Source organism: Streptococcus sp. 17.1 (genome assembly GCF_016648655.1).
GTDB lineage: Bacteria > Bacillota > Bacilli > Lactobacillales > Streptococcaceae > Streptococcus > Streptococcus salivarius_E.
On record NZ_JACLQM010000003.1, the window covers coordinates 130733 to 143261 of the forward strand.

Sequence of the window (12529 nt, forward strand, 5' to 3'; positions counted from 1 at the left end):
TTTTTAGTATCATAAAATCCCTGAAATGGTCTTAACAATATCACGATTGACATCAACATTATGCACACGAACAATCTGACAGCCCTTGCTAACAGCATAGCCAGATAGAGCAGCCGTTCCCTGATCGCGGTCCTTAGCTTGGGTATTTCCACCTAGTAGGTAGTCCACAACACGCTTACGAGAAATCCCAAAAAGAACAGGATAGCCCAAGGCAACGACCTTGTCCAAGCCTTTTAGCAGGTCAATATTGTGTTGGACATTTTTCGCAAAGCCAAAGCCTGGATCAATCCAGATATTGTCCTTGGCCACACCTGCTTCCAAGGCGGCCTGGGCACGTTGACTGAGGAATGTACAGACATCTTCTGTGACATCATTGTATACTTCTTCTTTTTGATTATGCATGAGAATAATCGGCACATTCTTTTCAGCTGCTAAAGCTAGCATCTGACCATCATAGAGTCCAGCCCAGACGTCATTTAGAATATCTGCCCCTGCTTCAAGAGCAGCTCTGGCAGTAGCTGTCTTATAGGTATCAATACTGATGAGCACATCATATTTTGCCTTGATAGCCTGAATAACTGGCACGATACGAGCAATCTCTTCTTCCTCAGTCACAAATTCTGCTCCTGGTCTTGTAGATTCGCCACCTACATCGATAACGGCTGCTCCCTGGGCAATCATACGCTCAACCTGAGCTAACGCATCCTCTACAGTGTCAAAATCGCCACCATCTGAGAAAGAATCAGGGGTGACATTCAAGATTCCCATAATACAGGCCTTACCTGCAATCTCATGTTTGCCAATAAACATCTTAACTCCTAAAAATCACGCATCAATGAAAGAATTTCCTTGCGTTCTTCACGGTCTTCTTTATAAAGGCCCTTAGCGACAGTTGTGATTGTCTTACTTCCTGGTTTCTTAATGCCTCGCATGGTCATGCACATGTGCTCTGCTTCAACCATGACAAAAACTCCTCGAGGATTGAGAGCTTCTTCAAGTGCTGTAGCAACTTGATCTGTAAGACGTTCTTGCAACTGCGGACGACGAGCAGCTACTTCAACCGCACGCGCTAATTTGGAAAGTCCTGTCACCTTGTCTCCACTTGGCAAATAAGCCACGTGGGCCTTACCATAAAATGGAACCAAATGGTGCTCACACATAGAGTAAAAAGGAATATCCTTGACAAGGACAACTTCGTCATGGACTTCTGAAAAGACAGCTGTAAATTGATCCTTAGGGTCTTCATTTAGACCTGAAAACATTTCAGCATACATCTTAGCCACACGTTTTGGTGTGTCCAAAAGTCCCTCACGCTCAGGATTTTCACCTAGAGCTTCCAATAGTTGATAGACTGCTTGTTCTACTTTTTCTTGATTTGCCATAATTTCCTCTTGCAACGTTATAATACTATCTATTATACCTTATTTTGCTGGATTTTTCTTGCAAAAAATAAGATTTCCTAACTACCTAAACCTCAAAAAAAGCGAAGACCACCTTTCATATAGAGGTTGTCTTCGCTTATATTTTTTAGTCTTTCAAGTGGTAAGAATAGGATGAAACCACAATATTCTCACGCCATTTGAGATAATATTTCAATCGTAAACTCATTTGGTTGTGAAGCATGGTTTGCCATGATTTTTTAGGTACAAACTGAGGAATCATGACTGTCAGAGTCGCATTATCCTTCTCAGCTTGAGTGGCGACCTCGTCCACATACTGAATGGTTGACTGAGTGATTGAGCTGTACGGTGATTGGATATGAACCATCTCAATTTCAGGGAAATATTTTTTAAACTCTTGTTCAGTTTCCTTGTCCTTGTTCTCAGTATCCTTAGTAGATACATGCATGGCGATAACCTTGTCACCAATAGAACGCGCATAGGAAATAGCTCCGATATTAGCCTTGGTAACATTCCCAACGAGGATAAGAACAATATTTCCTTGATAATGGTGTTCTTCTACCGCTCCATCAATACGCAACTGTTGAGCAACACCATTATAGTGTTTTTTAATCTTAAGGAACATCCACATCAAGATTGCAATAATTGGGAAGAATGGCCAGATATCTCCTAAACGGAAAAGGAAGAGAATGAGAACGATAGCATAACAAATGAGGGCACCCAAGATATTAGCTAAAGAGTGTTTCCAGAATCCCTTACCATATTCACGAATCCAATGGATAACCATCCCCGTTTGAGAAAGAGCAAATGGAATGAATACACCGATGGTATAAAGCGGAATCAACCGTTCCGTATTTCCTCGGAAAATAAACAAAAGGGTAATGGCACCAATTGCAAGTGTCAAGATCCCATTAGAGTATCCCATACGTGCCCCTTTTTCAAGGTACATATGAGGCATGTATTTATTTTTCGCCATATTAAAGGACAACATCGGAAAGGCTGAAAAACCTGTGTTAGCCGCTACTGCAAGAATCATGGCAGTAGAGAATTGGAAAACGTAAAATAGAATACTACCAATCCATGACTGACCGAGAATTTCTCTAGCCATTTGTGACAAGATAGTTACTCCTGCATGAGGCGTAATACCAGTCCACCAGTTGAGGAAGGTGATTCCCGCAAACATAGCCCCCAAAATGCTAGACATAATAAAGAGGGTTGAAGCTGCATTTTTGGCCTTAGGTTTCTTAAAGAAAGGCACCGCATTAGAGATAGCTTCTACCCCTGTCAATGAGGCAGAACCTGAAGTAAAGGCCCTTAAAATAAGAATCAATGATACACCTGTAATTGGTTGTCCTAAATGTGCTGTGGCTGCGTAAGGCATATGACCCGTTAAAATTTGAAAGAAACCAAATCCCAACAAGAAGAGCGTCGAAACAATGAAGAGATAAACTGGTATCATCAAAGATTTTGCCGATTCACGCATTCCCCTAAGGTTCATAACCATCAAAACAAGCACCAAAATCATTGATATTTCAAGATTGAAAGGATGCAGGAAGGGAAGGGCTGAAGTAATGGCATCTGCACCTGAGGCCACTGAAACAGCAACCGTCAACATGTAATCGACCAAAAGACTACCACCAGCTATCAAGCCAAACTTAGGAGACAGATTTTCCGTCGTTACCATATAGGCGCCACCACCTTGAGGATAGGCTTTGATAACCTGTCTATAAGAGATGGTAAGACTGGCCAAAAGAACGAGAACCAAAAGTCCAATAGGGATTGACCACCAAATAGCCGCACTAGATACAGCTGTCAGAACCAAAACGACTTGCTCTGGACCATAGGCGATAGATGATAGCGCATCACTCGACAACATGGCCAAGGCCTGAATCTTGGACAATAAGTGTTCATCACCACTATCATCATGAGTTAAAGGTTCACCGATTAAAATGTTTTTCAGACGTTGAAACATTGTGATCTCCTTACTTTTAAAACATACGAGGGCTATTATACGCCCCTAAATGTCATCTTTCAAGTCTTAACCATCACTTGCCTGCTCTAAAACCCATTTTCTGACCTGAGAAATGAAGTATAGAGATCCCGTAATCACATAAAGTTTCTTATTGTCAGTCGTCACATGTCCTTTAATCCATGTTTTGAAGTCTGGTACCTGATTATAAGCCTCTGGGTATTTATCTAATTTAACACTATTTGGATAGTCAAAACTCGTTACAGTCAAGTCACCAACCGATTTTAGTTGGGCAAGCATGCCATCAATAGGCTTGGTGTCAATCGCCGCAAAGAGAAGTTCAATCTCCTTATCTGCATATTCTGATTGCAACAAGTCAATCAAAACTTTAACACTCTCATTATTATGAGCACCATCAATCATGAGATTAGGTCTTAAAAATTCTGTTCGACCTCGCCAATTGGCATGAGCCAGTGCATCCTTTATGAGTTCAGGCGTTACTTTAGGATAATCTTTTTGAAGCAATAAAGAAGCCATGATAGCCAAGCTAGCATTTGCTACTTGGTGTTGACCGGCCATAGCCAAGGCTATATCATCTAACCTTTGCTCTCCATAGGTAAAATCAAAGGAAAGGCTTGACCCTTCAGCTGTGAAATCTCTCCCCAGCTCATAGGTCTTAGAACCTTCTTCTCGCGCCTTCTTCTCGAAAACATCTCGAACATCAGTACGGTCAGTCGCATAAATAAAGGGAGCCTCATTCTTCAAAACACCAGCCTTCTCAGCAGCAATTTCAGCATGGGTATTTCCCAAAATAGCCTGATGATCCAAACCAATCGATGGACACAGGACTGCCAAGGGCTTAAAGAGATTAGTCGAATCATGAAGACCACCCATTCCAGCTTCAATGAATGCGATATCAACAGGATGGACCTGACCAAAATAGAGGAACATCAAAACTGTGATAATTTCAAACTCTGTCGCATTTTCATGCTCTGTCTCTTTTGGCAGCCGTTCAACCACAGGCTTCACTCGATTAACCAGGTCAAGTAAGTCCTCTTCTGAAATCATCTGACCGTTAAGAGAAATTCGTTCCTTGAAGTCAATAATATAGGGTGAAGTAAAGGTTCCAACCTCATAACCCGCTTGGGTGAAAATGGTTTGGAGGGCATTGACTGTAGACCCTTTGCCGTTTGTTCCCACGATATGCACAGCCTTGAGATTATCTTGTGGATTTCCCAACTCTTTAAGCATCCAAGCCATACGCTCCAAGCCAGGCTTGATGCCAAATTTTAATTGTCCATGAATCCAATCCAACGCTTCCTGATAAGTCATAATTACTCCTTTTTTGGCTAATGCTTCAACTTAGTCATTAAGCTGACCTCTAAACTAGATTTCTAGTTTTTCCCTGAGCTTAATGCTTTGACGCTCTTATTATACCAAAGACTCCTAGGTATAACCAAAATATGCAAAAAAGGCAACCCTAGGGTCACCTCTTAAGCTTTCTCTTTTTCGTCAATAACAAGACGAACTTTTTTACCTTGAGTAGGTACCGAATAGACAATCGCTCTTATCGCCGTAATAGTACGTCCTTTTTTCCCGATAACGCGCCCAATATCGGCTGGGGCAAGGTCAAGATGGTACTCCAAAAACTCAGGACCGTCAATAATTTTGATGGTCAACTGATCTGGTGAAGCAATTAAAGGTTTAACGATAGCGATAATAAGATTTTCAATGGTATCCATAGGCTAAAAAATTATTTTGAGAATTTTGATTCGTGGAATTTCTTCATAACGCCTTCTTTTGAAAGGATGTTACGAACTGTATCTGAAGGTTGTGCACCTTTAGACAACCACTCAAGAACACGTTCTTCTTTAAGTGTTACTTGGTTTTCTTCAACGAGTGGGTTGTAAGTACCAACTGTTTCGATGAAACGTCCATCACGTGGAGCACGTGAATCTGCAACGTTAATACGGTAGAAAGGTTTTTTCTTAGAACCCATACGAGTCAAACGGATTTTTACTGCCATTTTTAATATCTCTTTTCTTTAGTTTTTTATTATGGTGGGGGCACTTATCGCCCCTCGACCTTAACTAGTATACCATATCATTTTTATGTGTCAAGAAAAAAACTTGACAGACTTAAAATTTCTACAAAAAAAGTTAGAGTCAAACTCTAACTTCCTTTTCGACTATTTCTTAGTTGTAGTCTTGTGATTTTTTTCATAAGCTACCTTTGCTTCAGCATATTCAGCTTCTAAACCCTTAGCAGCTGCCTTCGACACTTTCTCGTAAGTATCACGACTGGTCAACTTGCCATCCTCGTTGTAGGTAGAAACAACCAAGGTATCTTTATTTACAGTATAAGACTTGGTGCGTTTCCCTTTACGGTAGAGTCGATAGTTATCTACATTATCCGAAATATAGTAATCTACTAGATTCTTATCTGCATTTGGATAAAGTTGCGAGACAACTTTAGTCAACTCACGCTTAAATTCTGAAACTTCTTTAGTATAGGTAATCGATTTATTCCACTGATCAACAACTTGATATTCCTTCAAATAATCTGAAGCTGTAAAAGTAGGCTGATCCTCCTCACCTTTTTTATAAAAGTAAGAATGTGTTTGTAAATTATTAGACTGATCAACTTTAAGGAAAGAGACGTAAATTTCATCTTTATCTTCATGTTCTTTCAGAGCATTGGTTAACTTTCCAGAATTTTCGTCCAATACCTTAGACGATTTTAATTCCCAAGTCCCCTCAATGTTCCCCGAAGCATTACGCCAAAAACCGTATACACCACCAACAAGCAACATCAAAACAACAGCAACAAGACTAGAAATCAAGGCTCCTTTGCCCCAATTTTTGGCCTTTTGCGATTTTTGATTAGCGTTTTGAATCGTTTCTAGAAGACGAACCTGACTTTCCAATCTCTTTTCTAGTCTGGCAACTGTCTGTTCTTCCTTAGATTTAGCTTTAGCAGCTAATTTTTCAGCCTTTTTCTTATCACGAGTAGCTTGACGAGCAAGCTTCTTAGCTGCTTTTTCTTCCTTATGATCAAGTTTTGTCAAATCCTCAGACAATCCAAGATGCTGTGCTTGGTTACTGAAAACTGGAATAGATTGATTAGGCTCACTCGAGGTATTAACAGAATGATTTCCTGCATCTGGACGGGTTGGCGCATAGCTTGCCAAACGCTCCTTAGCCTCTGCGACGCGTTTGCGTTGTTCCTCTTCTTTTTGAATATCCTCAGCCTGACGGCCCGACTGAATGGTTCTTACTTGACCAACAGTCTCTTGAGATAGGGCCTTTCTCTTTTCTTGGGCCGCATTTGCCATAGCCTCTTGCGCGTTGTCACGCTCTTTCTGAGACTGGGCTAGTGCTCTGGCAGTTGCGGTTCCTTCTTCAAACTGTTGGTCAGCTGATGATTCTCCTTGATCAGCTACTTGGTGAGCCTCTGCACCTTCAGAGAGAACAAACTCTCCTCGTTCCAAGGCTTCTTTAAAGTCGATTGGTCTTGGTTTTCGGCCATTCACAGCCTCAAAGTACTCTAACCATTCGTCTTTCAACATAATAAATCCCCCTGAATTAAAAAACACATGATTAACTTCCCTATTTTACCATACTTTTTAACATAAAAATAGGGATTAATAAGAATTCTAAAAATTCTTATTAAATCCCCATTAATCTTCTTTTGGTGTAATAGACAATAATTGGACAAAACGGTGTTGTGCTGATTCCGTTTCAAGCGTGACATTATCGTATCTAAAGAGAATCTCTTCGATATTTGCCAAGCCCAATCCACGACCTGTTCCTTTTGTTGAAAATCCTCTTTGTTTCAAAGGAGCTACATCAATAGAAGCTTCCTTAGTTGAATTCTCAACAACAATAACTGATTGATTTTCCATCTTAAAGATAGCGATAGATAATTTTGGTTCATCTGCTAATACAGTAGCTTCTATAGCATTATCACAAAGAATGGATATAATTGTAATCAAGTCGAGTGGACGCATATCTGTGAAGAAGACGCCCTCTTCAACCTCAACATGACATTGAATACCTTTATCAAAAGCTTCGGCTACTTTAGATGACAACAGACTCTTAAGCGGCATGTTGGTCACACGAGTTAATTTTGCCAAATCAAACTTTTGCTGCTTCAAATCTGATGCCGAATCTTTCAAGACACTATCATAAATCATCTTGATTTGGTCGATGTCTTTCATCTGAATGGCTTCATTAAGCGAAATCATAACATTAGTATAGTCGTGACGGAAACTGCGTAACGTTTCGTAAAGACTTTCGACTTGTTCAGAATACTTCTCTAGGTCATCCAAGTGACGACGATTTTCTTTTCTTCGCTCATTTTCAAAGTACTCATCTGCGTATCTATTGACACTGTAAACAGCATAAAGAATCGCTATATAGCCAATCAAGGTTATAATATGGCCAGCATAGTACAAATCAAAGAAACGCGAAGCCACAACTACGGAATAGTTCATAATCACATAACTAATCAAAACAAAGTTAGTGAAAAACATTATCCGACCAAATTTGCGATCTCGCTCCAAAACCCTCAAATATTTAAAATCAATATTAAGAAGTTTGGAAAGAGCGACAAATGTTGGAATAATTAAAAGGTCAAAGAAAATGAAATAAAGATAACTTTTATTAAGGAAATCCGATGTGATACCAAATCCCGGCATCAAAAAGTAGGCATAACCATTAAAAATCAAAAGATAAAGAACAAGAGGATAGAAGGCATAAAATGCCAACATATTGGTGGTTCTTTCCTTGCCATAGAAATATGCATAAAAAAGAAGGTAGAACGGTGTCATAAAGGACAAACCGACATTATATGACATCCCCAGTATCCCCCCTATACATTCAACTAAGAACGCAATAGGAAGAATCATACGTGGTATCTTGACCAAGCTGGTCTTTTCGTAAATCCACTGTATGACGATGAAATGCAAAAGATATTCTAATGCAATTTGCAAATTGAGCATCATTTAATGGTTAGCCACCTCCTTCTAGTAATCTTAAATAAGCAGTAAAAAGCCACATTACTATTTTATCACACTTCCTGCTATTATATGAGATAAAATTAAATAATTATCTCGATTTTCAGAAAACTTTCAATAATGATTAGAGAAGAAGGGGAAAATCTGAGCCTTAACGATTTTTCAATCGTTCCAAAAGTTCTTTTTTACGTGTCCGCGATAGGAGGCAGGACTCGTCTCCCTCAAAGAAGACCATATTAGCCGTACGATCCACACTTGTCACATTACTCACATTGACAACAAAAGAGCGATGCGTTTGGAAGAAAATATCATCCAATTTCGCTACTTCTGCAATTTTTCCATAGAATTCTACTAGGTTTGACTTGGTGTGAGCGATCAACTTATGTGGCACAGGGGCTGTTTCAATGTATAAAATGTCATCATAAGGAATGTTAACATCATTTTTATCCGTTTTTACCGTCAGACTCTGTGCCTTGGTTTCTTGCTCAACCTGCGAATACGCAAAATCTAAAAGTTCTACCAAGGCTCTCTTAAGATCTGTATCTTCCATAGACTTATCAACAAAGTCCAAAGCTTGAATCTTATAACGGAAGGTCAAGGGCATAAACTCAGAGTAGGCTGTAACAAAAGCGATTTGTGCTTTCAAATCCTCCTTACGGATTTCAAGCCCAATATCTAGTCCCTGCTTCGTTTGATTTTTAAGGTCAATATCCAAAAGATAAACCATGGATTTACCCGAACCTCTATCAGCATCTAACAATTCCTGACCCTGCTCATAAAAGGTAATCCCATCAACAACGGCCTTCGACTCCTCAACTGCTTCGTCCAATAAACGGCTAACACGATGACGCTGCAAGGCATCATCTTCAAGGACGATAATAGAAAGCATCTTATTTCCCTCTTTCTTTCTAATATACTTTAATATACCTATTTAACATTTTATCATAATTAATCGGATATTATTCCTTTTTTTACAGCATAAAGTCTTTTTAACTCACCTCATTTCATTTATAAAACAATTGTTATCTACTTGTCACTTTGTCTTCATTTTTAGATGTTATCATGAGAACTGTTTTTGTTTTATATTAAAAAGGAGAAAGTTATGTTACGTTCTTTTAAAACGCAAGGGACTAAGACAAAGACCATCTTAACCCTTGCAACTGTCGGTATCATTAGTGCTTTTCTTGTGGGAAATCCTCAGCATGCCTCTGCGGATCAAACCTATGTTTCAGATCCTAACCAGGCTATGACATTTTCTGAACTTGAAACAACTACAAATACCAATACCATCACTCAAACAGGTGTATCTAGTGAAACACCTACTACTGTGACTACTGTGTCACATACCTCTGTAGATGATCTTCATACACATGAAAATGACTATGAACAAACGCCCACAAATACTCCGACTTTTGAGGAATTGAAACAAGATAGTCAAACAGCTAGCAGTACTGTCGACAGCCAGACTGGTAGCAAAACCTATGAGACTAGAATTCCGACAAATACAGATAGCAATCATAAGGCTGTAGAAAATCACTCTGAACCAAAAACCGAAACTGTCGCTCAAGCACAAACCTGGTCAAAAGATGGTGCTACATGGGTGTCAACAGAAATTAATAATGGTAACGTTCATAAGATTCTATCTACTTATATTCCAAAACCATTAACACCTTCTACAAAGCCCACGACAACAGCTACAACAAAACCTAAACAATCAACTCCTGCTGTTAGTCAACCTAAAAAACCAGCCACAGTCGCTAACAAACCTACAACATCTACAACTCAACCTAAGAAACCAACAACTGTTGTAAACAAGCCAGTGCCTTCTACAACGACACAACCTAAGAAGCCAACAACGACTGTCACTAAACCTACAGCTCCTAAAGCTACTCCTATCCAACCTGCTAAACCAGTGGACCGAATTGCTCAAGTATGGCAAAAGAATAACGAACTGGTAAAAGAGAATTACGACACTCCTCACTGGTCAACTAAGGAAGCAACAGTCTTCATCAATGCTAAAAATCCTGAAATCGTGAATGCCTACAAACAAGCTATCACTTCTTGGAATAACACTGGTGCCTTTAATTTCTTGCTCACTAACGATAAACAAAAAGCTAACATCATTGCTGATGAACGTTATGAAGGTAATGTAGCAGCTCCTCTTGGGGTTACCTACTCTACTTACTACCTCCCAACTAAGCAATATAGTAATGCTACTGTTTACTTGAACACCTTCCATGTTCAAAACAATTATTATCAAAAGAATGGTGGAAAACTCCTTAACACTGCGCAACACGAATTAGGCCACTCAATTGGACTTGAGCACAACAGTGCTGTTGCCTCTGTAATGGAACCTAAAGGTGGTAAGACAAGTATCCAACCAGTTGATATTAACAATGTTAAGAAGCTCTATAGCAAGATTTAAGTTCTTACACCATCACTATAATTTATAAGCAGACCTATCAGGTTCTGTTTTTTTTATACAAGTGAGATGACCATTCAAGACCAGAAAATGACTGTTCATGATTTTTTCTTACATATTTTAAAAATGTGTAAAGTTTTCTCCATTTTTTTTGGTAAAATAGAAAATGTAAAGAGAGACCGGATGAGTTAGAAAACTCAACTTTGTTAGTTTTAGCTCATTATTCTCATAAACAGAATAAAAATAGTCTAGGAACCCTTCTTAACATTTATACCTATCTTCCCCAAACACTTTTCCCCCATTCCTAGATTTCCAGATCTCTCCTAATAAAGAACGTCTAGCAACAGCAGCTAGGCGTTTTTTATTGTATCTAAAGCACATAGGCCTTGATATTAACCTAGTAGATTAGTAATCGTTCAAAATAATTCTCACAAAATTACCATTCAAGATCAGAAAATGACTGTTCATGATTTTTTCTTACATATTTTAAAAATATGTAAATTTTCTCTGATTTTTTTTGGTACAATAGATAATGTAAAGAGAGACCTAATGAGTTATAGATAAATGTTTTATCATTTAAAACTTATTGTTCTCATAAACATTTTCTAAATAGTCTAGGAACCCTTCTTAGCATTTATACCTATCTTCCCCAAACACTTTTCCCCATTCCTAGATTATCAGATCTCTCACAAGAAAAGCGTCTAGCTCACCCGGCTAGGCCTTTTTTCTTTTTCCATACTTTTGCTATAATAGAGCCATACCGTTTGAAAGGAACTCATAAAATGACTATAGATCAGCAACTTCTTTGCTACAAACGTTTACCAAACTGGACAGCTACAACACTTCCGGAAATGGTGACGCAAAAACACAATACTAAGGTGGGAACTTGGGCTAAATTGACCATTCTATCGGGATCTCTTCACTTCTACGAATTAGACGAAGAGGGAGAGGTTACTGCAGAGCACCTCTTTACCTCCGAGACAGAGATTCCTTTTGTTGAACCACAAGCTTGGCATCGCATCGCTGCTGCTTCAGATGATTTGGAATGCTATCTTTCTTTTTACTGTAAACCCGAAGACTACATGGCTAAAAAGTATGATACTAAGGCCCACTCCGAGGTTCTTGAAGCAGTCCAATCTGGCCATATCAAACCTGGTCGTACCCTTGACCTAGGCTGTGGTCACGGTCGTAACGCTCTTTATTTGGCATCTCTTGGGCATGATGTTACAGCCGTTGATGTTAATAACGAAGCTACACAACGCATCCAAATGATTGCAGATGAGGAAAATTACAATGTTAGAGCTGGCTACTACGATATCAATGCTGCTGCTCTTCCTGAGTCTGAAACCTTTGATTTCATCCTCTCAACAGTAGTCTTTATGTTCCTTGATCCGGATCAAATTCCGGCTATTATCAAGAATATGCAAGAGCGTACTGTCGTAGGTGGTTACAATCTGATTGTCTGTGCCATGGATACCGAGGAACACCCTTGTACCATGCCTTTCCCATTTACATTTGAAGAGGGGGAGTTGAAAAATTATTATAGTGACTGGGAGTTAGTCAAGTATAATGAAAATCTTGGTCACCTTCACCGTTTGGATGAATATGGCAATCCCATCGCCCTTCAATTTGCAACCATGTTAGCTAAGAAGGTTAAATAAGAGCGAATAACTGTAGACAAGCTGAGCACAGCTTGACTTGTCTTCAAAGTAAAAAGTAGG

General features: G+C 39.2%; 11 protein-coding genes. 2 read left to right on the forward strand and 9 right to left on the reverse strand.

The features are described from left to right. Window positions 1-9 precede the first annotated feature (9 nt). The 9 genes from folP to H7T99_RS03360 all read right to left on the reverse strand — a co-directional run bounded on the left by folP (window position 10) and on the right by H7T99_RS03360 (window position 9275). Window positions 10-810, reverse strand: coding sequence for a dihydropteroate synthase (folP, locus tag H7T99_RS03320; protein ID WP_037602858.1), 801 nt, complete (start codon window positions 808-810; stop codon window positions 10-12). A gap of 8 nt (window positions 811-818) precedes the next feature. Further along, window positions 819-1382: a GTP cyclohydrolase I FolE gene (gene folE, locus H7T99_RS03325; protein ID WP_002884345.1), complete on the reverse strand. Its 564-nt coding sequence runs from the start codon at window positions 1380-1382 to the stop codon at window positions 819-821. A 145-nt stretch (window positions 1383-1527) separates the two neighbouring features. Then, window positions 1528-3372: an APC family permease gene (locus H7T99_RS03330; protein WP_004183113.1), complete on the reverse strand. Its 1845-nt coding sequence runs from the start codon at window positions 3370-3372 to the stop codon at window positions 1528-1530. Between the two features lie 66 nt (window positions 3373-3438). After that, the gene (locus H7T99_RS03335) at window positions 3439-4701 is read right to left on the reverse strand and encodes a bifunctional folylpolyglutamate synthase/dihydrofolate synthase (protein WP_070476700.1); all 1263 of its coding nucleotides are present in this window, start codon (window positions 4699-4701) and stop codon (window positions 3439-3441) included. Window positions 4702-4862: 161 nt separating this feature from the next. Then, a complete protein-coding gene (locus H7T99_RS03340; protein ID WP_002884680.1) occupies window positions 4863-5111 on the reverse strand; it encodes a KH domain-containing protein in 249 nt (82 codons plus the stop codon). An 11-nt stretch (window positions 5112-5122) separates the two neighbouring features. Then, window positions 5123-5395: a 30S ribosomal protein S16 gene (rpsP, locus tag H7T99_RS03345; RefSeq protein WP_002884675.1), complete on the reverse strand. Its 273-nt coding sequence runs from the start codon at window positions 5393-5395 to the stop codon at window positions 5123-5125. Window positions 5396-5557: 162 nt separating this feature from the next. Next, window positions 5558-6937 carry a hypothetical protein gene (locus H7T99_RS03350; protein ID WP_037602849.1) on the reverse strand — a complete coding sequence of 460 codons (1380 nt, stop codon included), beginning with the start codon at window positions 6935-6937 and terminating at the stop codon, window positions 5558-5560. A gap of 111 nt (window positions 6938-7048) precedes the next feature. Beyond that, window positions 7049-8227, reverse strand: coding sequence for a sensor histidine kinase (locus H7T99_RS03355; protein ID WP_002884300.1), 1179 nt, complete (start codon window positions 8225-8227; stop codon window positions 7049-7051). Window positions 8228-8537: 310 nt separating this feature from the next. Then, window positions 8538-9275, reverse strand: a complete 738-nt coding sequence (locus H7T99_RS03360; protein ID WP_002884816.1) for a LytR/AlgR family response regulator transcription factor — start codon at window positions 9273-9275, stop codon at window positions 8538-8540. A 213-nt stretch (window positions 9276-9488) separates the two neighbouring features. Between H7T99_RS03360 and H7T99_RS03365 the strand changes: the two genes are divergently transcribed. After that, window positions 9489-10811, forward strand: a complete 1323-nt coding sequence (locus H7T99_RS03365; RefSeq protein ID WP_037602846.1) for a matrixin family metalloprotease — start codon at window positions 9489-9491, stop codon at window positions 10809-10811. A gap of 779 nt (window positions 10812-11590) precedes the next feature. Further along, window positions 11591-12469, forward strand: coding sequence for an SAM-dependent methyltransferase TehB (gene tehB, locus H7T99_RS03370; protein WP_002884191.1), 879 nt, complete (start codon window positions 11591-11593; stop codon window positions 12467-12469). The last annotated feature ends 60 nt before the right edge of the window (window positions 12470-12529 follow it).